This is a genomic window from Burkholderia sola (assembly GCF_905400185.1).
GTDB lineage: Bacteria > Pseudomonadota > Gammaproteobacteria > Burkholderiales > Burkholderiaceae > Burkholderia > Burkholderia sola.
In genome coordinates this window covers 2,531,985-2,554,640 of the sequence record NZ_FR989676.1, presented here as the reverse complement: position 1 = coordinate 2,554,640, position 22,656 = coordinate 2,531,985, and the positions used below count along the sequence as shown (strand labels likewise).

Annotated in this window: 20 protein-coding genes; 10 read left to right on the top strand and 10 right to left on the bottom strand. The window is 67.4% G+C overall.

Annotated features, from left to right (window positions below; all coding sequences use genetic code 11):
• Positions 1 to 29 precede the first annotated feature (29 nt).
• The 5 genes from KR541_RS27875 to KR541_RS27855 form a co-directional block, all read right to left on the bottom strand.
• The gene (locus KR541_RS27875; protein ID WP_124554165.1) at positions 30 to 1,085 is read right to left on the bottom strand and encodes a DUF1839 family protein; all 1,056 of its coding nucleotides are present in this window, start codon (positions 1,083 to 1,085) and stop codon (positions 30 to 32) included.
• A complete protein-coding gene (locus KR541_RS27870; RefSeq protein ID WP_050010868.1) occupies positions 1,082 to 2,056 on the bottom strand; it encodes an amino acid--[acyl-carrier-protein] ligase in 975 nt (324 codons plus the stop codon). Before KR541_RS27870 ends, KR541_RS27875 begins: the two co-directional genes overlap by 4 nt.
• Entirely contained in the window at positions 2,053 to 3,249 is a 1,197-nt protein-coding gene (locus KR541_RS27865) for an acyl-CoA dehydrogenase family protein (RefSeq protein ID WP_050010870.1), read from the bottom strand. The genes KR541_RS27870 and KR541_RS27865 overlap by 4 nt, the downstream gene beginning before the upstream one ends.
• On the bottom strand, positions 3,246 to 3,497 hold the full coding sequence (locus KR541_RS27860) for an acyl carrier protein (protein WP_050010872.1): 252 nt from the start codon (positions 3,495 to 3,497) through the stop codon (positions 3,246 to 3,248). Before KR541_RS27860 ends, KR541_RS27865 begins: the two co-directional genes overlap by 4 nt.
• 180 nt (positions 3,498 to 3,677) lie before the next feature.
• On the bottom strand, positions 3,678 to 4,460 hold the full coding sequence (locus tag KR541_RS27855) for a Crp/Fnr family transcriptional regulator (RefSeq protein WP_175976075.1): 783 nt from the start codon (positions 4,458 to 4,460) through the stop codon (positions 3,678 to 3,680).
• A 916-nt stretch (positions 4,461 to 5,376) separates the two neighbouring features.
• Between KR541_RS27855 and KR541_RS27850 the strand changes: the two genes are divergently transcribed.
• From KR541_RS27850 to KR541_RS27835, 4 genes are all read left to right on the top strand, one after another.
• A complete protein-coding gene (locus KR541_RS27850; protein WP_050010874.1) occupies positions 5,377 to 6,159 on the top strand; it encodes a Crp/Fnr family transcriptional regulator in 783 nt (260 codons plus the stop codon).
• 11 nt (positions 6,160 to 6,170) lie between these two features.
• Complete coding sequence (locus tag KR541_RS27845) at positions 6,171 to 7,577, top strand: undecaprenyl-phosphate glucose phosphotransferase (RefSeq protein ID WP_050011086.1); 1,407 nt, start codon at positions 6,171 to 6,173, stop codon at positions 7,575 to 7,577.
• 384 nt (positions 7,578 to 7,961) lie between these two features.
• The gene (locus KR541_RS27840) at positions 7,962 to 8,354 is read left to right on the top strand and encodes a TraR/DksA family transcriptional regulator (protein WP_050010876.1); all 393 of its coding nucleotides are present in this window, start codon (positions 7,962 to 7,964) and stop codon (positions 8,352 to 8,354) included.
• Between the two features lie 8 nt (positions 8,355 to 8,362).
• Positions 8,363 to 8,584 carry a hypothetical protein gene (locus KR541_RS27835; RefSeq protein ID WP_050010878.1) on the top strand — a complete coding sequence of 74 codons (222 nt, stop codon included), beginning with the start codon at positions 8,363 to 8,365 and terminating at the stop codon, positions 8,582 to 8,584.
• Between the two features lie 45 nt (positions 8,585 to 8,629).
• Here KR541_RS27835 and ald read toward each other — a convergent pair whose 3' ends face one another.
• Positions 8,630 to 9,745, bottom strand: a complete 1,116-nt coding sequence (ald, locus tag KR541_RS27830; RefSeq protein WP_050010880.1) for an alanine dehydrogenase — start codon at positions 9,743 to 9,745, stop codon at positions 8,630 to 8,632.
• A gap of 287 nt (positions 9,746 to 10,032) precedes the next feature.
• Between ald and KR541_RS27825 the strand changes: the two genes are divergently transcribed.
• Positions 10,033 to 10,449, top strand: a complete 417-nt coding sequence (locus KR541_RS27825) for a DUF3995 domain-containing protein (RefSeq protein ID WP_050010881.1) — start codon at positions 10,033 to 10,035, stop codon at positions 10,447 to 10,449.
• Between the two features lie 19 nt (positions 10,450 to 10,468).
• Here the strand turns inward: KR541_RS27825 and KR541_RS27820 are convergent, their stop codons facing one another.
• The gene (locus KR541_RS27820) at positions 10,469 to 11,056 is read right to left on the bottom strand and encodes an RNA 2'-phosphotransferase (protein WP_216089926.1); all 588 of its coding nucleotides are present in this window, start codon (positions 11,054 to 11,056) and stop codon (positions 10,469 to 10,471) included.
• A gap of 591 nt (positions 11,057 to 11,647) precedes the next feature.
• On the opposite strand from KR541_RS27820, the gene KR541_RS27815 reads away from it, so the two are divergent.
• From KR541_RS27815 to KR541_RS27800, 4 genes are all read left to right on the top strand, one after another.
• A complete protein-coding gene (locus KR541_RS27815; RefSeq protein WP_050010884.1) occupies positions 11,648 to 12,391 on the top strand; it encodes a gluconate 2-dehydrogenase subunit 3 family protein in 744 nt (247 codons plus the stop codon).
• Complete coding sequence (locus KR541_RS27810; RefSeq protein WP_011547848.1) at positions 12,391 to 14,169, top strand: GMC family oxidoreductase; 1,779 nt, start codon at positions 12,391 to 12,393, stop codon at positions 14,167 to 14,169. The genes KR541_RS27815 and KR541_RS27810 overlap by 1 nt, the downstream gene beginning before the upstream one ends.
• Positions 14,166 to 15,593: a c-type cytochrome gene (locus tag KR541_RS27805; protein WP_176015332.1), complete on the top strand. Its 1,428-nt coding sequence runs from the start codon at positions 14,166 to 14,168 to the stop codon at positions 15,591 to 15,593. Before KR541_RS27810 ends, KR541_RS27805 begins: the two co-directional genes overlap by 4 nt.
• A gap of 209 nt (positions 15,594 to 15,802) precedes the next feature.
• Positions 15,803 to 17,518, top strand: a complete 1,716-nt coding sequence (locus tag KR541_RS27800) for a cation:proton antiporter domain-containing protein (protein ID WP_050010888.1) — start codon at positions 15,803 to 15,805, stop codon at positions 17,516 to 17,518.
• A gap of 27 nt (positions 17,519 to 17,545) precedes the next feature.
• Here KR541_RS27800 and KR541_RS27795 read toward each other — a convergent pair whose 3' ends face one another.
• A complete protein-coding gene (locus tag KR541_RS27795; protein WP_050010889.1) occupies positions 17,546 to 19,408 on the bottom strand; it encodes a peptidoglycan D,D-transpeptidase FtsI family protein in 1,863 nt (620 codons plus the stop codon).
• Positions 19,409 to 19,822: 414 nt separating this feature from the next.
• Entirely contained in the window at positions 19,823 to 20,170 is a 348-nt protein-coding gene (locus tag KR541_RS27790) for a DUF3564 family protein (protein ID WP_050010890.1), read from the bottom strand.
• Positions 20,171 to 20,820: 650 nt separating this feature from the next.
• Here KR541_RS27790 and KR541_RS27785 point away from each other — a divergent pair.
• The gene (locus tag KR541_RS27785; protein ID WP_050010891.1) at positions 20,821 to 22,032 is read left to right on the top strand and encodes an SDR family oxidoreductase; all 1,212 of its coding nucleotides are present in this window, start codon (positions 20,821 to 20,823) and stop codon (positions 22,030 to 22,032) included.
• Between the two features lie 55 nt (positions 22,033 to 22,087).
• Here KR541_RS27785 and hpaR read toward each other — a convergent pair whose 3' ends face one another.
• A complete protein-coding gene (gene hpaR, locus KR541_RS27780) occupies positions 22,088 to 22,528 on the bottom strand; it encodes a homoprotocatechuate degradation operon regulator HpaR (RefSeq protein ID WP_050010892.1) in 441 nt (146 codons plus the stop codon).
• Positions 22,529 to 22,656: the final 128 nt, after the last annotated feature.

Sequence of the window (22,656 nt, the reverse complement as noted above, 5' to 3'; positions counted from 1 at the left end):
CGACCATGCGGGCAGCGTGCGCGCGCGCGTCACCGCATGGCCGGCACGGGCGCTGCGTCGGCGCGCACGGGCGTCACGTGCCGCAGCGGCGCGCCGATCTGCCGCGCGCACGCGACGAGGTCGGCGTACGCAGCCTCGATCGCTTCGAGCGTCGCATCGCCGCGTTCTTCCTTGCCGCGTGCGCACGCGCGCGCGAGCCGAAATTCGAGCACCATCGCTTCGGACGCGATGCGATCGCACGCGGCGCGGATCTCGGCGAACGGCCCGGTGCAGCCGCTGGCGTGCAGCCAGCGCGCATAGTGGCCGAACAGTTCGAAATTCGCGCCGAGCTGCCGCACCGAATTGAACGAGTACGCATGAAAGCGTTCGAGCGGCGCTTCCGCGAGGATCTGCGCATCGGTCTGCAACTGCCGGCGGAACGCCGCGATCGGATCGACGACCGGCAGGCGCCGCAGGTGGCGCTGCAACGCGGCGAGCGAGGCTTCGCACAGCGCGCGCTCGTCGAGCGGCGCAAAGCGTCGCTTCGCGCATTCGACATACGGCGGCAGCGTCATCGGCGAACTCGCGCCGATGAGCCCGTTGTAGTCGAAATCCTCGGCAACGTAATAGCCGCTGTTGTGGAAGTAGCCGATCTGGTGCTTCTCGCGGTCGATCGCGTCGATGCCGATCGTCGTCTTCGTATGCTGCGTGCGGTAGCTGGTGCCGCGCGTATCGGGCAGGAACCACGCGTCGACCTCGACGATCATCAGGTGGCCACGCGCGACCTGCGTCTCGATGTGCTGGTCGAGCGGCTCGTAGATCGAATGCTCCTGCACGACGATCCCGTAGAGCCGCTCCAGTTCGTCGTGCGGAAACTTGAAGAACGTGAACTGGTCGCCCTCGAAATCGAGCGCGATCGTAAACGGCAGCGCTGCATACGGATTGAGGCCCCACCAGCGGAGCACCTCGAGCCACATGTCGACGTAGCAGTTGGTCTGCTTCCAGACCATCTCCTGACTGTGCAGCGGGTGCGGCCGGTAGTGGCGCGCGCGGTGGCGCACGCCCTCGAACGACGCGTCTTCGCCGTCGCGGGAAACGAACCTCATCGCGCGCCCCACAGCACGTCGCGCACGTCGCTCGGCCATGCGTCGATGTCGAAGCCGTGGTGGCGGAACAGCGCGAGCGTGAGCCGCTCGAGGCCGAAGCCGACGCAGCCCGTGTGCGCGACATCGCCGGTCGCGGTGCGGATGTCCCACAGCAGTCCGAAGTGGTCCATGTGGTAGTTGAAGCTCAGGCACGCGGTCTGCCGGTCGTCGTGCTCGATCGGAATCAGCAGCTCGAACTTCAGGTTCTGCTCGCGCTGGCTGTCCGCGACGATCTTGCCGCCGCGCCCGAAGAACGGGTCGTTCGCGAGATCGATCGCATTCGGCAGGCGCAGCGCGTCGATCATCCGCGTGCCGCGTTCGATCCATGTCTCGCGGAACGAGACGATCTGCTCGGGCGTGCCGATCCGCACGTACTCGCGCATCCGGAACAACTGCATGCGGGTCGGGTCGAGCGACGGTTCGTGACGGAAGCAGTACGAGAACACGTCGACGATCCGGCCGTCGGCGGGCAGCGCGCCCGCGCGCGCGACGACGGGATACACGGGGTAGCACGCGGCCGGCGTCATCACGACGTAGGTCGGCTTCTGGTTTTCGGTCCAGTCGTCGCCGCGATCGAGGCATTGCAGCACGCGCTGATGCTGGCGTTCGTCGCCGCAGAACGCATGCACGCTGCCCGCCAGTTGCGGAAAGCTCTTCATGTATTCGCTGCGCTCGAACTCGGTGCGGCTCATCGCCGGCGGGAAGCGCAGCACTTCGGCCTGCTGGTCGGCGCCGATGCGCGTGACGAACGCGTCGAGCGCTTCGACCACGCGCTCGAATCGTTCGCTGCGGCCGAACAGGCCCTGGATGCCGGTCGAGACCAGCAGGCCCGCATCGATCAGCGCGTCGCGCAGCGGATTGACGCCCGCGCGGTCGAGCGGTGCGTTGGCGGGAACGGAGGGGGCGGTGGGCACGGCGAGGCGATCGTTCACGTATGTTTCTCCAGCGTCGCGGGACGCAGCGCGAGCAACAGGCTCGCAGTGTTGGCGGCAATGCGGTCGTTGCTGATCATCAGCGGCGCCGCGTGCAGGTCGCGAATGTGGCGGCCGATGCTGAACGGCGTGCCTTGCTTGTAGCCCGCCATCCCGCAGATCATCATCGCCTGGTGCGCGACCTCGAGCGCGGTCGCCGACACGTAGGTCTTCAGCGTATTGATCTCGGCGGCCCATGCCATGCCGGCCGACCACGAGCGGGCCGACGCGTTCGCGTGGAGGCGCAGCACGTTGTCGACGCGCGCCTGCATCGCCTGCATCAGCGCGAGCGATTCGGCGATGCGCCGCGCGGCGGGCGACGGCGCGCCATCGGTCTGGCGCGCCTGCGCGCGGAAGAACTGGTGCGCGCGATGGAACGCGTCGCCGGCCACGCCGATCCACACCGCGGCCCACAGGATGTGCGAGACCGGCACCATCGTTTCCTCGGCGATCTTCGCGAACGGCACCGGCAGGCATTGCACGGCGGCGCCCTGCGCGTCGAGCACGAAGCCGTTGCTGCACGTGCCGCGCATGCCGAGCGTGTCCCATTCGCCGCGGCGCGTGAGCGTATAGCCGTCGCGCAGCAGCGTGACGAGCACCTGCTCGGAAGCCGGCGCATCCGCATCGCGTCGCGCGGTGGCGAGAATGCCGTCCGCGTAGTCGCCGTACGAGATCGTCGGCGCGGATTTGTGCAGCCGGAACCCGCCGCCGTCGATCTCGAGCGCGCACTGGCTCGCGCGCAGGTTGCCGCCGACGCCGTCTTCCGACGTGGCCGAGGCGAGCAGCCACTGGTGACGCACGAGCTGCTGCAGGAACAGCTTGTGCCAGCCCTGGTCGGCGGCATGGCCGACGATGCACGCCACCTGGATCTGGTGCATCGCGAACACCATCGCCGACGACGCGCACGCCTGGCCGAGGATCGAGCAGGCCGACGCGACGTCTTCCAGCGACGCGCCAGCGCCGCCGAGATGGGCCGGCACCATCGCGCCGAGCAGCCGGCGCGCGCGCATCGCCTCGATTGCCTCGACGGGGCAGCGCGCGTCGCGATCGACCGCATCGGCATGCTGCGCGGCGATCTGCGCAACGGCATGCGCGGCCTCGTCGAGCCGATGCGAATCGCTGTCGGACGCGAGTTCGGGAAGCAGCGCGCTCATGCGGAGTGCTCGGTGCGTTGCAGCGTGGCGATCGTGTCTGCGAGCGCGTCGATGCTGCGGAACAGGTTGCGGTTCAGCATCTCGTCGGGAATCTCGATGTTGAACTGCTTTTCGATCGCGAGCATCAGCTGGATCGTATCGAGCGAGGAGAGGCCCGCTTCGTAGAGGTCGTCCCCGTCGCGGATCGAGTCGATCGCGGCTTCGAGGTGGGCGACGTGCTTCAGGATGGTTCTGATTTCGTTTTTCACGTGCTGCTCCGGCGTGCGTGGTGTCGTCCGCTCGGGCAGACGCGCGATAAGCGCTGACATCCCCCCGGCAGTCCGGCATCAGTAGACCATCGGCAGCCCCGGCGTTCTGTTCGCCACCCTACAAACGGCTGACCCGGCACGCGGGCGGCGCCGAAGCGCCGCCCCGACCCGGCGCGCCGATCACGCGCGCGACGCGGCCGGCACGCCGGAGTCGGCCGACAGGATGCGCTTCATCTCGTCGCGCACGATCGCGCGGCAGCCGCACGACATTTTTTCGAGGCCGTCGAGGTCCGCGAGCTCGATCGAGCTGCGGTATTGCCGGATCAGGCCGAGCTTCTGGATTTCGCCGGCGGCGTCCGTGACCGTTTCGCGTCGTACGCCGAGCATTTGCGCGAGCATGCTGTGCGTCACCTGGATCTCGATGCTGCGCGTGCGATCGAACGCGAGCAGGAACCATCTGCATAACTGATGTTTGAGCACGTGATGACGGCTGCAGAACGTGATCTGCGCGACCTGCGCCATCAGCAGCCGCACGCAGACGAACACGAGATGGCGGATCACCGGCGACGCCTCGAACGCGGTCGCGAAGACGCGCCGGTCGAGCCGGTAGACGAAGCCGTCGCGGCACGCGACCGCGCGGCAGGGCATCCGGCCGCTGCCGCCGATCACGTCGTCGCAGACCACGCTTTCGCTGCCGATCTCCGCGACTTCCAGCGTCATGCCGCCGGACGACACGTACTGCAGCGAAATCGCGGTCGTGACCGGCAGGTAGACGGCGGCGAGCATTTCGCCGGGTTCGCACAGCACTTGCCCGGATTTCAGGTGAACGAGTTGCAGGTGGGGCGTCAGCGTGGCGAGTTCGTCGCGGTCGATGGCCGCGAGAAACCGGTTGGCGTCGAAGCTGTGGGAAAGCTCGATCATGCCGTTCGCATAAGCGACGGCGTCGGTGGCCTGATGAGTCACGGCGCATCCTCGCAGGTGGGCGGTCGCGCGTCGTTGCGGCGAATCCCGGAATGGAAATCGCACGATCGTGCGGACTTTGTTGATCAAAAAAACGGAATGACGATACTCGCGAAAAAGGCTAGCACGCAATTGAATTCGGCCAATTCGACTTTTTGCCATTTCACAAAGTTTGACGATTTCGACTGCACGCAAACGTTATGTCGATTTAAGAATTCCTTTCTCCGGAATTAATCATCCGGAAATGGAATCGTGAACCTGCTTGTCATTCTATGTCGACCGGAATCAATCGGACAACGTGACGAATCGTACAGAGAAAGTGGCGGGAAGACATTGAACATTATTTGACAAATAAATGGGGTCATCCAGATTTTGTATTTATATCAACGGCTTGCAGGCGATATGTGCGGTGGTGGACAGAGTGGGGAATTAGTGTGCCGATTCAAATTTGAGACAGTTTGAAACGAGCGTGTGCGGTGCGGCGACGCCGAGAAATGCTGCGCCGCACATCACGGAAACAATTGAAAATCGGCTGTAAGTATTTGAACGATAAGCATCGCGACCGCAACGCCGGCGTCCCGAGCCGGCGCGCGGGAATTGATCAGTCGAATGCGTGCTGTGTCCGTCGTATGGGGGAGTGTCCGGAAATGAGACGTTTTTTCGGTTTTGGGGTCGGTTATTCAGGGGCTCTAAATCGGATGTGATTCATATATTAAGGACGGGCGGCTATTGGCACGTAAATCGCTTATTCGGGCTGGCGTGTCGAAACGGGGCAGTCGACTCAATTCGGCGTTGACAAGCCGATGATCAGTCGGATTCAGGGTTGTGGGCCGCAACCGCTGTCAACGTCCGGGCGCGCATCGCGATAACGAGTTCCGTGCCTGCCGCTGGCGGCGCGGACGATAAAAGGGATACAGACATGCTTCATCTTCACTCGAGCTATTCGGCGAACGCCATTCTTGCTGCCCTCCCGGAGGACAGCATCCGCGCCATCGCCCCGCATCTCGAACTGGTCAGGATCAAGGCCGGGATGCTCGACCGGGTCGGCGAGCCGATGCGTCATCTGCATTTTCCGACGACGGCGATGATGTCGGTGCAGCACCTGATGGAGGACGGTGCGATGGTCGAGGTGGCGGTGGTCGGCCGCGAGGGTGTGGTCGGGCTGGGGACGCTGGTCGGCGGTATCGCCGCGTCGAGCCGGGTCGAAGTGCGCATCGGCGGAATGGCCTATCGCGTGCCGAGTTGCGTGATGCGCGCCGAATTCGAGCGGTCGGCGCAGACCTACCGGCTGTTGCTCAACATCTGCCAGGCGACGATGGCGCAGATCTCGCGCAGCGCGCTGTGCAACCGGCATCACTCGGTCAGCGAGCAGCTCAGCCGCTGGCTGCTGCTCGCGCACGACCGGATCGACGGCGACGAGCTGGCCGTCACGCAGCAGACGATCGCGAACATGCTCGGCGTGCGGCGCGAAGGCGTGACGGAAGCGGCCGGGAACCTGCAGGAAGCCGGGCTGATCCGACAACGCCGCGGCCGCATCACGGTGCTCGACCGCGACGGCCTCGAACATCACGCGTGCGAATGCTACAGCCTGATTCGCGCCGACTATCGGCGGTTGCTCGGCACGCGCGAGCATGCGAGGCCGGCGACGATTCGCCCGCGCATGCCGGACGCGTACCGCGGATTCCCCGCGCATGGTGCGTGACGATGCAGTCGATGTCCGGTGGAACGAATGCGATCCGGCGTGCCGCGATCGCGGCGGCCGACGTCGTGCTCGTGCTGGCCGGGGCGCTCGCCGCGCAGGCGGCGTCGGGGCTCGGTTGGCATGCGCTGTCCGACGCGCAGCGCGGCGCGATCGCACTGCTGTGCGTGCTGACGGTGGCGCTGCTGCCGCGCTACCTGCGCACCGTGCGCGGCGGCGTGGCGGTGCGGGGCGGTGCGCACGTGTTGACACACACGCTGGTGGCCGTGGTGTGCGCGAGCGTGCTGACGGTTGCCGGCACGATGTGGATCATGAATCGCGGCGGCACCGTGACGACCCGCTGGATCGCGCGCACGGTGCTGGCCGGCGACGCGGCGCTGCTGCTCGGCCGCGCGGCGCTGCTGGCGTTCGCGCTGACGCGTGGCGACCCGCGTGCGCGGCAGCGCCGCGTCGCCATCGTCGGCGCAACGGCTTACGGGCGCGTGGCGATCGAGCGGATGCAGCTCGCGCCGAACGGCCCGTTCGCGGCCGCGTGCGTGTTCGACGACGATGCGCCGGCCGCCGCGGGCGGCATCGGCGGCGTACCGGTGATCGACGACTGGAACGCGTTGCGCGAGCGGATTCGCGGCGGCGACATCGACGAGGTATGGCTCACGCTGCCGATGTCGCACGAGTGGCGGATCCAGCGGATCGTGCGCGAGTTGCGCGACGAGTTCGTCGAGTTGCGGCTGTTGCCCGACGTGCGGCAGATGGCGGTCGTCGATCGTTCCGCGACCGACGTGCTCGGCATGCCGGCGATCAATCTCGCGACCACGCCGCGCTCCGCGCCTGAGCTGTGGGCCAAGTTCGCGTTCGACCGGCTGTTCGCGTTCGGCGTGCTGATTCCGTTGCTGCCGCTGCTGACGATGCTCGCGATCGCGGTCAAGCTGTCGTCGCCGGGGCCCGTGCTGTTCAGGCAGCGCCGCAAGGGCGTCGACGGCCGCGAGTTCGACATCCTGAAGTTCCGGACGATGCGCGTGCATCGCGTGCAGCCGGGCGTCGTGCGGCAGGCGTCGCGCAACGATTCGCGCATCACGCGCGTCGGCGCGTTCCTGCGGCGCACGTCGCTCGACGAGTTGCCGCAGTTCTTCAACGTGCTGTTCGGGCAGATGTCGGTGGTCGGCCCGCGTCCGCACGCGATCGAACACGACGACTTGTATCGGCAACTGATCGACTGTTACATGTACCGCTACCGCGTACGGCCCGGCATCACCGGATGGGCGCAGGTGAACGGCTATCGCGGTGAAACGCGCAAGGTCGAGGCGATGGCGGCGCGCGTGAAGTTCGATCTGTTCTACATGCAGAACTGGAGCTTCTGGTTCGACATCAAGATCATCCTGCTGACGGTGGTGCGCGGCTTCATCGGGCGCAACGCGTTCTGAGGATCCCGAATGATTGCAGCAGCGCTGCGCGAGCGATCGTATCGACCGCGCGATGCCGGTCCGCGGGCGCGGAAAGAACCGCGGCGACCGCACGGGAAATTGCTGCGCTGCGGGTGTGCCGACGCGCTGCGCCGCCCGCGCCGCAAGGCGGGGATTGCGCGTCCGTCCCCAGTTTCCGCACCGCTGCCGCTGCGTGAACGGCACGCTGATTCCGGTCAACACACGCGTGTTCAATGGGTTTATCCTGCGTCGAATGCGTCCGGCGTTTCGCGTCCGGCCGCCCATCCGGATGCGACCGCGCAGGTCATGCCTGCGCGCCGCGCACCGGTGCGATACCGCGCGCCGCTCTTGTTTCGCGCGGAACCCGGAACAGGAGAGACGGCCATGTCGCTCGACCCACGACAACGGCAGACGCTGAAGCAGCGGCTGAACGAGAGCGAGCAGGCGCTGCGTGCGGAGATCCGCGCGAGCGAAGACCAGCGCGCGTCGGAATCCTATGCGGAGCTTGCCGGCGCGGCGCCGGACGAGGGCGACGAGGCGAATGCGGACCTCTTCGTCGACGTCGACCATGCGTTGATCGGCATGAAGCTGACCGAGCTGCGCGCGGTTGGCCGCGCGCAGCAGCGGATGCGCGACGGCAGTTACGGCGAATGCATCGACTGCGACGGCTCGGTCGGCTACGAGCGCCTGCTGGCGCGCCCGACCGCCGAACGCTGCACGCATTGCCAGTCGCTCTACGAGCGGCGCTACGCGACGACCCCGCGCGCATCGCTCTGACGTCGTGCGTGCGTACGCTCGCCGACCATGGCCGCGACATCCGGACGATGATCGCGAACGGCGACAATCCCGGGAAGATTCCGTCGATCGGGCGCGGCTGGCTGACGCGGCATGACGTGCTGAACACGCGCACGCTCGCGCAACCGCAGCCACTGCTGGCGCGCACGATGGGCGGTGCGGGCAGCACCGGCGGCAGCGGCACGCAGCGGAGCCGGTCGAAGGGTGCGTGAACGCGTCGCGCCCGGCCGCGACGCGTTCGACTCATGCCGGCAAGCTCATCCGAGTACGCCGGTCGCCGGGACGTAGGGCAGCCCGAGCGCCTGCGCGACCGCTTCGTACGTGATATGGCCGTCGCACACGTTCAGGCCCGCGCGCAGATGCGGATCGTCGAGCATCGCCTGTTTCCAGCCCTTGTCGGCGAGCGCGAGCGCATGGCCGAGCGTTGCATTGTTCAGCGCAAAGGTCGACGTGCGCGCGACCGCGCCGGGCATGTTCGCGACACAGTAGTGGACCACCCCGTCGACGACGAAGGTCGGCGCAGCATGCGTGGTCGCATGCGAAGTCTCGAAGCATCCGCCCTGGTCGATCGCGACGTCGACGACGACCGCCCCCTTGCGCATCGTCGCGATCATGTCGCGCGTGACGAGCCGCGGCGCCGATGCGCCCGGCACGAGCACGGCGCCGATCACGACGTCGGCATCGCGCACGGCTTCGTCGACCGTATGCGCATTCGAGCAGACGGTCGCGATCCGGTTGGCGAACACGAGATCGAGCTGGCGCAGCCGGTTCACGTTGGTGTCGAGCACGGTGACGCGCGCACCCAGGCCCACCGCCATCTGCAGCGCGCCGGTGCCCACCACACCCGCGCCGAGCACGACGACGTGCGCGGCCGGCACGCCCGGCACGCCGGCCATCAGCACGCCGCGGCCGCCGCGCGGGCTTTCGAGGTGGGTCGCCGCGACCTGGATCGACATGCGCCCCGCGACTTCGCTCATCGGTGCGAGCAACGGCAGGCCGCCGCCGGGGCCCGTCACGGTTTCGTAGGCGATGCAGACCGCGCCGGATTTCACGAGCGCGGCGGCCTGATCGGGATCGGGCGCGAGATGCAGATACGTGTAGAGGATCTGGCCGCGCCGCAGCATCGCGCATTCGGCCGGCTGCGGCTCCTTGACCTTGATGATCATGTCGGCGCGCGCGAAGATTTCGTCCGCGCCGTCGCTGAGCAATGCGCCCGCGGCCGTGTAGTCGTCGTCGAGCAGGCCGATCGCCGTGCCCGCGCCGCGCTGCACGAGCACGCGATGGCCGTGCCGCGTGAGTTCGCGCGCGCCGGCCGGCGTGAGGCCGACGCGGTATTCGTGGTTCTTGATCTCTTTCGGCACACCGATCAGCATGAGTCGCCTCCATGGCCTTCGTTATCGTCGTCGTGCGGGCAGCCGGTTGCACAGCGGCGTGCCGATCGCAGTACTGGAATAACAGCGTAGTGGTGCGCGGAGGGAAGTCAAGCAGCCGGCTCGCGCGACGACGCATCCGCACTGCAGCGCAGCATGCGCGGCGACCGGTTGCGACCGGACGTCGCAATGCGCGCGTGGCCGGGTTTCGGTATCGTCGTGCGTGGCGCGGGCCGGGGCCGCGTGCCGAATCCTTTCGGCAACACAACGGGACGAGGACATCGATCGACATGACAGGTGCGTATTTCAGCGTGCCGACGCTTTGCGCCATCGCGCTCGTGCACGTCTACTGGGCGTTCGGCGGCCGGCTGGGCAAGCGTGCGGCCATTCCGGAGCAGGACGGCGTACCGCTGTTGCGGCCGACTGCCGTCGGCACGCTTGCCGTCGCGGCGGCACTGCTGGGCGGCGCAGGCGTGGTCGCCGCGCGTGCCGGCTGGCTCGGGCGCAACGCGTATCCCTGCACGATCGCGTTCGCGGTCGTTGCGCTCGCATTGATCTTCGCGGTGCGGGCCGTCGGTGATTTCCGCTACGTCGGCTTCTTCAAGCGGATTCGCGGGTCGCGTTTCGCGAGGATGGACACGCTGTATTACTCGCCGCTGTGCGCGGCGCTGGCGTTGTCGATCGCGTCGATGTTCTGGCCGTGGTGAGTGGCGGCCGGCGCACGGCTCACTCCGTGCGCGTATCGTCGATCAACGCTACGTATTCGGCTGGCACGGCATCGGTCAGCCAGACGCCGTTTTCGGCGACGAAGAACGTATGGCCTTGCCGATGCATGCGCCGCGCATCGACTTCGAGGATCGCGGGCACGCCGTAGCGCGCACCGACGGCCAGCGCCGTGCGGACGTCCGCCGACAGGTGTACGTGATGACGGGCGCCGGGTTTCAGCCCTTGCGCGCGAATCGAATCGAGGAAGCGCGTCGCCGTGCCGTGATAGAGGCGCTCGGGCGGTTGCGCGGCCGGATATTGGCGCTGCACGGCGGCCGTCGAATGACCCTGTACCGCGCGGACGCGTTGACCGTCATCCGACAGCGCGAAGCGCTGCTTGTCGCTGGTTGCGCACACGCTTTCGATCGTCGCGCGATCGAGCTGGCCTCCGTGACGGGCGGCGCCGGCGATCAGTTCGTCGATGTCGGCCCAGCCATCGGCGTCCAGTTGGAGGCCGATGGCCTGCGGCTCGTGGCGCAGCAGGTAGCTCAGATATTTGCTGATGCCGGTCGCATCGGGCGCCGGCTGTTTGTTTTTCTCGGTATTCATGAGTTGCGGAGGCTACCAGAGCGCGCTGCAACTCGATACCGTCATCTGTCCGGACGTCGCCGGAAAGCGACACGCGCGCGCCGCAGCTGATCGTCCGCCCGGCCGGGAAGCTGTCCGCTATCTCGCCATCCTTGCACATTCCGGTTTCCGAATTTCCCATTGTTGCTAATTTCGATGCACTGAATTGCATTGAACCCCCTGGCAATGGAACCGGTTCCAGCTATAATTCGCCCGCACTCGTCGCCGGACCCGAAAGAGGTCGTGCGCGTTGCGCTTGCCGTGGGCAGACGCGACGTCTAAGTTGAACAAGGGTCATGGGCGATGACGGACAGATGCAGGCCGATGCCGGTATTTGTCCGACGATAGGCCCGCAATGAGGTCGATCCGCGCAGCGCGCCGCCGGCATCCGGGGCGCCGCGCGGCCGCAACGAGGGCGTCCCCGCGAATCGCGGCCGGCCGCCAGCATCGAGGTTGTGCGCAACACACGAAAGAACAGGGCAACCGGCCGCCTGCGGCACGGCTGCCTGCCGGGCACGCGGCATGCGGAATGCGCGCGTCCGAACCCCGATCCCCAACGATCAACATCCGACCATGTCCACGTCACCTGACAAACCCAATTCGCGTCGCCGTTTCCTGCGCACATCGGTCGCGCTCGTGCCGATCGCGTCGGTCGCCGGCTGCGACCTGCGCTCGTCGTCGTCGCCGTCCGCGACGACGGCCGGCAACGCGTCCGCTGCGTCGGCCGGCGCCGACCGCGCGCCGTACAAGCCGACCTTTTTCGATGCGAAGGAATGGGCGTTCGTCCAGGCCGCGGTCGACCGGCTGATTCCGGCCGACGCCGAAGGCCCCGGCGCGCTCGAAGCGGGCGTGCCCGAATTCATCGATCGCCAGATGGAGACGCCGTATGCGCACGGCGCGACGTGGTACATGCAGGGGCCGTTCCAGCAGGGCGTGCCGGAGCTCGGCTACCAGTTGAAGCTGGTGCCGCGCGACATCTACCGGCTCGGCATCGCGGCGGTCAACCGCTATTGCGAAAAGGCGCACGGCAAGGCGTTCGCGGATCTCGACGCGCCGACGCGCGACGCCGTGCTCGGCGCGCTGGAGAAGGGCGGCGCGCAGATCGACGACGTCCCGCCCGGCCTGTTCCTCGGCCAGTTGCTGCAGAACACGCGCGAAGGCTACTTCTGCGATCCGGTGCATGGCGGCAATCGCGACATGGCCGCGTGGAAGATGATCGGTTTCCCGGGCGCGCGCGCGGACTTCATGGATTTCGTCAACCAGAGCGGCAAGCCCTATCCGTACGGCCCCGTCTCGATCAACGGGGAGCGCAGCTGATGGCCGCAGACAAGAAGCCGCATGTCGATGCGGTAATCGTCGGTTTCGGCTGGACCGGCGCGATACTCGCGAAGGAACTGACCGAAGCGGGCCTGAACGTCGTCGCGCTCGAGCGCGGCGAATATCGCGACACCTACCCGGACGGCGCGTATCCGAACACGATCGACGAGCTGACCTACAACATCCGCAAGAAGCTGTTCCTCGACCTGTCGAAGACGACCGTGTCGATCCGCCACGGCCTGCAGGACACCGCGCTGCCGTACCGGCAGCTCGCCGCGTTCCTGCCGGGCGAAGGCGTCGGCGGTGCGGGGCTGCACTGGTCGGGCGTGCACTTCCGGATCACGCCGGAAGAGCTGCGCCTGCGCAGCCACTATGAAGAGCGCTACGGCAAGAAGTTCATCCCCGAAGGGATGACGATCCAGGATACGGGCGTCACGTACGACGAGCTCGAGCCGCATTTCGATTTCGCCGAGAAGGTGTTCGGCACGTCGGGGCAGGCGTACAAGGTCGGCGGCAAGGTGGTCGGCGACGGCAACGTGTTCGAGGCGAACCGCAGCGACAATTTCCCGCTGCCCGCGCAGCTCAACACGTATTCGGCGCAACGCTTCTTCGATGCCGCGCACTCGCTCGGGCTGCATCCGTACAGGCTGCCGTCGGCGAACACGTCGGGCCCGTACACGAACCCGTACGGCGTGCAGATGGGCCCGTGCAACTTCTGCGGCTACTGCAGCGGCTACGCGTGCTACATGTATTCGAAGGCGTCGCCGAACCTGAACATCCTGCCCGCGCTGAAGCAGGCGCCGAACTTCGAGCTGCGCTCGAAGTGCCATGTGCTGCGCGTCGACCTCGACGACACGAAGAAGCGGGCGACCGGCGTGACCTACGTCGATCCGGCCGGGCGCGAGGTGCACCAGCCGGCCGATCTCGTGATCGTGGCCGCGTTCCAGTATCACAACGTGCACTTGCTGCTGCTGTCGGGCATCGGCAAGCCGTACGACCCGATCTCGGGCGAAGGCGTGGTTGGCCGCAATTTCGCCTACCAGAACCTGTCGACGATCAAGGCGTTCTTCGACAAGGATACCTACACGAATCCGTTCATCGGCGCGGGCGGCAACGGCGTCGCGGTGGACGACTTCAACGCGGACAACTTCGACCACGGCCCGCTCGGTTTCGTCGGCGGCTCGCCGCTGTGGGTGAACCAGGCCGGCGTGAAGCCGATCAGCGGCATCGCGACGCCGCCCGGCACGCCGCAGTGGGGCTCGGCGTGGAAGAAGGCCGTCAAGGACAACTACGCGCACACGATCTCGATGGATGCGCACGGCACCAACATGTCGTACCGCGACGTGTATCTCGACCTCGATCCGACCTATCGCGATTCGTACGGCCAGCCGCTGTTGCGGATGACGTTCGACTGGAAGGACAACGACATCAAGATGGCGCAGTACGTGACCGGCCAGATGAAGAAGATCGCGGAAGCGATGGGGCCGAAGGCGATCGGCGTGTCGACGCGCGAGTTCGGCAAGCATTTCGACTCGCGCCAGTACCAGACGACCCACCTCGTCGGCGGCGCGATCATGGGCACCGACCCGAAGACGAGCGTGCTGAACCGCTACCTGCAGTGCTGGGACGTGCACAACGTGTTCGTGATGGGCGCATCGGCGCTGCCGCAGGGCATCGGCTACAACCCGACCGGGATCATCGCGGCGCTGGCCTACTGGTCGGCCCGCGCGATTCGCGAGCAATACCTGAAAAATCCCGCCCCGCTGGTGACCGTATGAAGAGGACGATGAACCACCACAACGCCGCGCGCCGCGTTTCTCCGCTGCGGCGCGCGCTGGCGATCGGCTCGGCATGGGCGGCATTCGGCCTCGCGGGTGGAACCGCGTTCGCACAGCCGGCGTCCGCGCCGACCGCGGCTTCGGGCCCGGCGGCCGCACCTGCCGCCCAGTCGGCCGACGCGGCCCTCGTCAAGCGCGGCGAATATCTTGCGCGCGCAGGCGACTGCATCGCCTGCCACACCGCGAGCGGCGGCAAGCCGTTCGCGGGCGGGCTGAAATTCGACACGCCGATCGGCGCGATCTACTCGACGAACATCACGCCGGACGCGAAGACGGGCCTCGGCGGCTGGACCTACGACGACTTCACGCGTGCGGTGCGCGAAGGCGTGCGCAAGAACGGCGACACGATGTATCCGGCGATGCCGTTCCCGTCGTACGCGCGGCTGACCGACGACGACATGAAGGCGCTGTATGCGTACTTCATGCACGGCGTCGCGCCGGTCGAGCACGAGAACCGCAAGGTCGACATCGTGTGGCCGCTGTCGATGCGCTGGCCGCTCGGCATCTGGCGCAAGCTGTTCGCGCCGTCGCCGAAGCCGTTCGACGCGGCGTCGTACCCCGACCCGGTCGTCGCGCGCGGTGCATATCTGGTGCAGGGGCTCGGCCACTGCGGCGCGTGCCACACGCCGCGCGCGCCAACGATGCAGGAGCGCGGCCTGACCGACGCCGATGGCCTCGACTTCCTGGCCGGCGGCGCGGCGATCGACGGCTGGGTGCCGACGAGCCTGCGCGGCGAGCCGCGCACCGGCCTCGGCACGTGGAACGAAACCGAGATCGTGCAGTTCCTGAAGACCGGCCGCACGCTGCGCACGGCCGCGTTCGGCGGGATGACGGACGTGGTCGGCCACAGCATGCAGCACATGACCGACGACGACCTGAACGCGATCGCGCGCTACCTGAAGACGTTGCCGCCGCGCGTGCAGGGCGAGCGGCCGCACGTGTACGACGCGGCCGCGGCGAAGGCGCTGCAGACCGGCGACGCGAGCAAGCCGGGCGCGGCCGTCTATCGCGACAACTGCATGGCTTGCCACCGCAGCGACGGGCACGGCTACACGCGCGTGTTCCCGGCGCTCGCCGGCAACCCGGTCGTGCAGGGCGACGACCCGACGTCGCTGATCCACGTCGTGCTGGAAGGCAGCGCGCTGCAGGGCACGCGCACCGCGCCGTCGACCTTCACGATGCCGCCGTTCGGCTGGCGGCTGTCGGACCAGGAAGTCGCGGACGTGTCGAACTTCGTGCGCACGAGCTGGGGCAACACGGGCGCGCCGGTGACGGCCGCGCAGGTCGCGAAGGTGCGCAAGAGCGTGCCGTCGACGCGGCCCGAGCCGCCGCCGGGCGCGCGGTTCCCGCAAGCGTCGCGCTGACCGGAGCGGCGGGACGCGGGCCCCGCCTGCTGCTGGGGCGGCGCCCACGCGCGGCGGGTCCGCGCGACGCCTTTCCCTTCGCCGGGGTTGTACCCCGCACCGCGCGCAGCGGCGTGAAATTTTCGCGGCTGCGCGCCATTCTTCCGCCTCATCCCTTATCCTTTCACTCTTGAACCTTACTAAATAGTTACAAGAGCTTGGGAGGGGGGATGCCTCATGACGTTAGCCTGATTGCGTTGCTCGCGGCCGGTTTCGGTCTCGCGATGATCTTCGGTTACCTCGCGTCGCTGCTGAAAATGCCGCCGCTCGTCGGCTATCTGCTCGCCGGGATCGTGATCGGCCCCGGCACGCCCGGTTTCGTCGGCGATCTGTCGCTCGCGCAGCAGCTCGCCGAAGTCGGCGTGATGCTGCTGATGTTCGGCGTCGGCCTGCATTTCTCGCTCGGCGATCTCCTCGCGGTGCGCAAGATCGCGCTGCCGGGGGCGATCGTCCAGATCACCGTCGCGACGCTGCTCGGCGGCGGGCTCGCGCTCACTTGGGGCTGGAGCCTCGGTGCGGCGCTCGTGTTCGGGCTCGCGCTGTCGGTCGCGAGTACCGTCGTGCTGCTGCGCGCGCTCGAAGGGCGCGGGCTCGTCGAGACGGTCAACGGGCGCATCGCGGTGGGCTGGCTGGTCGTCGAGGATCTCGTGATGGTGCTCGTGCTGGTGCTGCTGCCGCCGGTGGCGGGGCTGCTCGGCGGCACGCCGCCCGGCGACGCGCATGCGGCCGGCGGCAGCGTGTGGGGCACGCTCGGCGTCACGATGCTGAAGGTCGCCGCGTTCATCGCGCTGATGCTGGTGGTCGGCAAGCGCGTGTTCCCGCGCATTCTGTGGCTCGTCGCGCGCACGGGTTCGCGCGAATTGTTCACGCTTTGCATGATTGCCGCGGCGGTCGGCATCGCGTTCGGCGCGGCGAAGCTGTTCGACGTGTCGTTCGCGCTCGGCGCGTTCTTCGCGGGAATGATGATGCGCGAGTCGGAGTTCAGCCGGCGCGCGGCCGACGAGACGCTGCCGTTGCGCGACGCGTTCTCGGTGCTGTTCTTCATCTCGGTCGGCATGCTGTTCGACCCGAAGGTGCTGATCGAGGAGCCGCTGCACGTGATCGAGGTCGCGGCGATCGTGCTGGTCGGCAAGACGCTCGCGGCGGTCGCGCTCGTGATCGCGTTCCGCTATCCGCTGAACACCGCGCTGACGGTCGGCGCGGGTCTCGCGCAAATCGGCGAATTCTCGTTCATCCTCGCGGGGCTCGGACGTGCGCTCGGGCTGCTGTCGGCCGAGGGGCAGAGCCTGATTCTCGCGGTCGCGCTGATCTCGATCGCGATGAACACGCTGCTGTTCGCGATGATCGATCCGGCGCTCGCATGGATTCGCAAGCATTCGGCGTTCGCGCGCAAGCTCGAGGCGCGCGACGATCCGCTCGCCGCGCTGCCGATGTCGACGCCGCAGACGCATCTGACCGGGCAGGTCGTGATCGTCGGCTACGGCAAGGTCGGCACGCGGATCGCGCATGCGCTGGACGAGCGCGGGATCGCCTATGTCGTCGTCGAGCAGAATCGCGAGCTCGTCGAGAAGCTGCGCGCGGACGGCACCGCGGCCGTGTCGGGCGACGCGATCGAGCCGATCGTGCTCGTGCAGGCGCATATCGCGCGCGCCGGGATGCTGGTCGTCACGCTGCCCGACGTGTTCGACGTGCGGCAGATCGTCGAGATCTCGCGCACGCTCAACCCGACGCTCGAGGTCGTGCTGTGCACGAACAGCGGCGACGAGGCCGCGCTGCTGTCGAGCGAGGGCATCGGCACCGTATTCATGGGCGAGACCGAACTCGCGCGCGGGATGACCGAGCACGTGCTCGGCCGGATGGCGAAGCCGGTCGCGGCCGCGCATTGACGGCGCGCGGCATCGCGCCTCGCATCGTCAGCCTGCGGTAGCGGCCTTCGCGGGCGCGGGAGTGCCGGATTGCGCGGCCGTCTTCAACGATGCCGCCGGTTTCGGCGCCCCGACCGTCTTCTGCGGCGCGGCGGCCTGCGCCGGTGCATTCTTTTCCGGTTCGACCGGCGCATCGGGCGGCACGCCGAGCAACTGCAGCGAGCCGCTCGTGACCGACGCGAACACCGGGCCCGCCACCGTGCCGCCGTAGTACCCCTTGCCGCGTGGCTCGTCGATCATCACCGCGACGATCAGGCGCGGGTTGCTCATCGGCGCCATCCCCGCGAACAGCGCGCGGTACTTGCCCTTCGCGTAGCTCGCGCCGACCTGCTTGCGCGCGGTCCCCGTCTTGCCGCCGATCCGGTAGCCGTCGACGCGCGCGCGGCGCCCCGTGCCGCCTTCGCCGACCGCCATCTCGAGCATCGAGCGAATCGCGGCGGCCGTTTGCGGCGACGTCACGCGGTGGCCGCGGTGCGCGTCGATCGTCTGCTGGTCGGTGCCGTTCTTCAGCAGCGACACCGGGTGCAGCGTGCCGTCGCCCGCATAGGCCGTGTAGGTCTGCGCGATCTGCAGCAGCGACATCGACAACCCGTAGCCGTACGCCATCGTCGCCTGCTCGATCGGCCGCCAGCGCTTGTAGCCGCGCAGCCGGCCCGACGCAACGCCCGGGAACGTCAGTTCCGGCGCGCGGCCGATCCCGTACTCCTGGTATTTGTTCCAGATCGTTTCGGCGGGCAAGTTGAGCGCCAGTTTCGCGAGCGCGACGTTGCTCGATTTCTGCAGCGCTTGCGACACCGTTAGCGACCCGTGGTTCGACGTGTCGTGGATCACCGCCGGGCCGATCTTGTAGGTGCCCGGCGACGTGTTGATGATCGTGTTCGGCGTGACCTTGCGCTCGTCGATCGACAGCGCGACGACGAGCGGCTTGATCGTCGAGCCCGGTTCGAACGTGTCGATCACCGCGCGGTTGCGCAATTGCTGGCCGGTGAGGCGGGCGCGGTCGTTCGGGTCGAAGGTCGGATAGTTCGCGAGCGCGAGGATCTCGCCGTTCTGCGCGTCGAGCACGACGACGCTGCCGGCCAGCGCATTGTTCTCGATCACGGCCGCCTTGAGCTGGCTGAACGCGAGTTGCTGGATGCGGCGGTCGATCGTCAGTTCGATCGTCGCGCCGTGCTGCGCGGGGACGAGCGGGCGCGTGTCCGACACGATGCGGCCGAGCCGGTCGCGGATCACCTCGCGCTGGCCGGACGTGCCCTGCAGGCGCGCATTCGCCGCGAGCTCGACGCCTTCCTGGCCCTTGTCCTCGACGTTCGTGAAGCCGACCACGTGCGCGGCCGATTCGCCTTCCGGGTAGAAGCGTTTCGAGTCGGCGATTTGCGTGATGCCGTCGATCGCGAGCTTGTCGAGCCGGCTGGCGGTGTCCGCGTCGACCTGCCGCTTGAGCAGCACGAACGTCTTGTCGTTGCCGAGACGCCGCTTCACCTCGGCGAGCGGCAGGTCGAGCAGCTTCGCGATTTGCGGGTAATCGGTGTCGGCGACCTGTTTCGGGTTCGCCCAGATTTCATAGGTCGACAGGCTGACCGCGAGCATCGCTCCGTTGCGGTCGACGATGCGTCCGCGCATCGCGTCGAGCTCGATCGTGCGCTGATAGCGCTTCTGGCCCTGGCCGACGTAGAAATCCTGGTTCGCGACCTGCACCCAGAACGCGCGCGCGATCAGCGCGGCGAACGCGAGGAACACGACGACCACGATCAGCCGCGAGCGCCACATCGGCAGGCGCGCGGCGAGCATCGGATTCTTGGTCGCCGCCGCGTACGGATCGGCGGGGTGGGTCTTCTTTTTCACGCTCATGCAATGGCCGGGTCGGGCCGCCGTGCGGCGGTGGGTCAGTCTGAATAATGCGATTGTAATAAATGAGTAAACACCGTGTGAGGAAAGTATGGTCCGGCCCCGCAAAAAGACGAAGGGTAGGCCGTCTGGAAAAGGGAGGAAAGCGCAGCAAAGGGGGCGACGCAGGATGCCGCGGCGGCTGCGGAGGATGAAACACGGGCGATCCGTCGCGAGCGGAGCCGGACACGCGGTCTCCGCCATCGCGCGATCGCGACCGTTCCGACGCGCGATCAATTGCCCGCGCGACGATAATTTCTCTAATCTCGAAAATAAAAAGCGCCTCGAACGGAGGCGCCATTCATGCTGAATATCGAAATGAATATCACTACTGCCGGAATAAACCCGAAAACCGCAGACGATTCATGTCAATAATACCTAGCGGGCAACGGAAATAAATTCCCGGTATTCCGGCTGGGTCGTGCAGGTATCGACCGCCTGCAGGCGCCATGCGCCGTCGGGATGATCGCCGGCGAGCACCGCGGGGCCCTGTTCGCGGCGCATCGCATCGAACGACAGCCCCTTCAGTTGACAGACGGCATTGCCGCTGTCGGCTGCACAGAGCGCCATCGCGCCCTCGATGTCGCGGACCTTGCCCCAGGTCGGAAGGTCGATGCCCTGATGTGCCTCGCGCGACCACAGACCCTCGTCGGTATCGACCCACAAGACTGCGAAGGAATGCCGGGTTGCCGATTCGCTGCCATTAATCCGAATGGTGAGGCGCATTGCATCGTCTCCTTAAAAAAAGACACATTCGACCGTTTGAACTTGAACAGTCTAGATAGACTGGTGTGAAACGCAAGTGATAATCCGCAATAAATTTATATTGAGCCCATTTCGATTCCAGATGAAAGGACGTCTGACGATTCATGGTCATTCCCGACGCGTCAGCACAGGCGCGCGATACCGGCGATGGCCGTGGCCGGTCGGGCACGCGCCGCGGTCCAGACATGGGATGACAGGGCCGCCGGCCGCGTCGATCTGTCGCGCACCGGCTGCCATCGCGACCGGGTCGATCGGCGCGTTTCGGCACCGGTCGAATGCAGCCGACCGAACGTTTCGTCGTTTTAATCAGCCGACCGGCACGACACACTCCGACAATCGCGTACAAATCGGCACACTTTCACGAAACTTTCGGGACAGACTTGCATGCGGTCGGGCCCCACACTGGGAACTTCCCCGATCCTGTGCCGCGGACGCCCGTCCGCGCCGGCTGCCGCCGCCTCGTGCCAGAGCGCGATCGACGCGATCGCAGGCCGCACGCCCGATCGGGAGCCGCCGGGGCCCGCGTCGGCCCCGGCCCGGCCGGCGAGCCGGGCGGCGCCCGCAACCGCGGGCGCCGCGCCGCCCCGGCCGATTCTTCGAAGGAGACTATCGTGCTGATCTGGAAAACCGCGTTGTCGCTCAACTGGCGGACGAGCCTCGTGTCGCCGGCCAGCGCACCGGTCGCGGCGGCGAACGTCGGACGGCTGGTGCTGACCGGCGCCACCGGCTTCATCGGCAGTACCGTGCTGACGGCGCTCGTCAATGCAGGGCTGCTCGAACGCATCGCCTGCGTCGTGCGCGCGCGGGACCGCGGCCATGCGGTCGCGCGGCTGCGTGAAGCCGCGTTGCGCGCGGGGCTCACGCCGTACTGGGCGTCGCGCCTGACCGACGCGAACGTGATCGTCGGCGCGCTCGGCGATGTGTGGCACGGCGCCGATGCGTCGCGCCTGGCCGGCGCGACGCACGTGATTCATTGCGCGGGCCATGCGTCGCCGGCCGACGGCGCGCACCTGCGGGCCGACATCGCCGATGCGGTGCGCTTCGCCGAGCGCTTTGCGCGCGCGCCGCGCCTGCAACGCTTCGTGTACGTCGGCACCGCTTACGCGCATGCGGGCCGCGGCGGGATCGTGCAGGAAGAGGCGGAGCGCGCGGGGAACGACGTCGTGCCGCGGGCCGGCGACGGCCTGCCGGGCGCGGTGCTCGCGGCCGACTATCTGCACGCGAAGGCGGAGACGGAGCAGCGCCTGCGCGCGCTCGGACTGCCGCTCGTCGTCGTGCGGCCGTCGCACGTGGTCGGCCATACGGTGCTCGGTACGCGGCCCGCGCCGAATTCGTTCTGGATGTTCCGGCTCGCGCATGCGGCGCGTCGCTTCACCGCGCGGCCGATGACGCGCATCGACATCGTGTCGGTGGACGACGTGGCGCGCGCGACGATGCTGCTGGCCGTCAAGCCGACGCTCGCGCACGACGTCTATCATGTGTCGGCCGGCGACGAGGCGCCGCAGGTCGCGCAGATCGTGCGCGCGATGGACGAGGCGGCGGGGATGACCGGCGCGCCGCGCTACGCGGCATGCGCGCCGGCCGAACTGCCGCTCGTCGTGCGCGACGTGCTCGGGCGGCCCGATCCGGCGCTCGAGCGCGTGATCGGCCGGGCGCTGCAGCGCTGCGGCGAATTCGCGACGGTCGATCGCGTGTTCGACAATCGCCGCGTGCGCGACGAAATCGATTTCGAGCCGCTGCCGTTCATCGATTACGTCGAGGAGTGCATGCGCACGTCGCGCGGCGTGGCGGTGACCGAGCTGATGCGCGGCGCGATCCACTAACCGGTCGCATCGCCCCGGCGCCCGTTCCCGCCCATGGCGGGCGCGGGCGCCGTCTTCATGCCTGGTTGCCGAGCTCGATGAGCCGGTCGAGCGCGCGGTAGATGTCGTCGAGGCCGTCCTCGCCGAATCGCGCTTCGAGCTGACGATATTGCTCGTCGATGCGCGGACCGATTTCCGTCACCAGTTTCCTGCTTTGCGGCGTCAGGCTGACCAGCAGCCGGCGCTGATCCTCCTGCGCGCGCGTGCGCGTGATCAGGCCGTCGCGCTCCATCCGTTCCAGCACGCCGGTCAGGCTCGGGCTCAGGATGCAGCAGCGTTTCGCGATCTGCCCGGCTTCGAGCGCCTGCGCCGGTTCGCCGTCAAGCACGCGGATGATCCGCCATTGCTGTTCGGTCAGCGAGAATTCCTTGAGAATGGGGCGAAACAGGCCCATCAGCGTTTCGCGGGCCTCGAGCAGCAGCATGGCCAGGTTGCGATGGTCGAGCGTACGGTTCATCGGGGTGAGCAGAGGACGGGGACGCATCAATCTTAACAGCCGAAGCTGATGAATTTCGCGTATCAGGGTAATCGAGGTTGTCAGCGCCCGATTGTTTACTTAAGATATTAACTATTGATGATGCGCCG

Coding starts and splice junctions, on each gene's coding strand:
- KR541_RS27850 (WP_050010874.1), top strand. CDS start 5,377: ATGCTTCATCTTCACTCGAGCTATTCGGCGAACGCCATTCTTGCTGCC.
- ald (WP_050010880.1), bottom strand. CDS start 9,745: ATGCTGATCGGTGTGCCGAAAGAGATCAAGAACCACGAATACCGCGTC.
- KR541_RS27845 (WP_050011086.1), top strand. CDS start 6,171: ATGTCCGGTGGAACGAATGCGATCCGGCGTGCCGCGATCGCGGCGGCC.
- KR541_RS27840 (WP_050010876.1), top strand. CDS start 7,962: ATGTCGCTCGACCCACGACAACGGCAGACGCTGAAGCAGCGGCTGAAC.
- KR541_RS27805 (WP_176015332.1), top strand. CDS start 14,166: ATGAAGAGGACGATGAACCACCACAACGCCGCGCGCCGCGTTTCTCCG.
- KR541_RS27815 (WP_050010884.1), top strand. CDS start 11,648: ATGTCCACGTCACCTGACAAACCCAATTCGCGTCGCCGTTTCCTGCGC.
- hpaR (WP_050010892.1), bottom strand. CDS start 22,528: ATGAACCGTACGCTCGACCATCGCAACCTGGCCATGCTGCTGCTCGAG.
- KR541_RS27820 (WP_216089926.1), bottom strand. CDS start 11,056: ATGAATACCGAGAAAAACAAACAGCCGGCGCCCGATGCGACCGGCATC.
- KR541_RS27790 (WP_050010890.1), bottom strand. CDS start 20,170: ATGCGCCTCACCATTCGGATTAATGGCAGCGAATCGGCAACCCGGCAT.
- KR541_RS27875 (WP_124554165.1), bottom strand. CDS start 1,085: ATGAGGTTCGTTTCCCGCGACGGCGAAGACGCGTCGTTCGAGGGCGTG.
- KR541_RS27810 (WP_011547848.1), top strand. CDS start 12,391: ATGGCCGCAGACAAGAAGCCGCATGTCGATGCGGTAATCGTCGGTTTC.
- KR541_RS27795 (WP_050010889.1), bottom strand. CDS start 19,408: ATGAGCGTGAAAAAGAAGACCCACCCCGCCGATCCGTACGCGGCGGCG.
- KR541_RS27825 (WP_050010881.1), top strand. CDS start 10,033: ATGACAGGTGCGTATTTCAGCGTGCCGACGCTTTGCGCCATCGCGCTC.
- KR541_RS27800 (WP_050010888.1), top strand. CDS start 15,803: ATGCCTCATGACGTTAGCCTGATTGCGTTGCTCGCGGCCGGTTTCGGT.
- KR541_RS27865 (WP_050010870.1), bottom strand. CDS start 3,249: ATGAGCGCGCTGCTTCCCGAACTCGCGTCCGACAGCGATTCGCATCGG.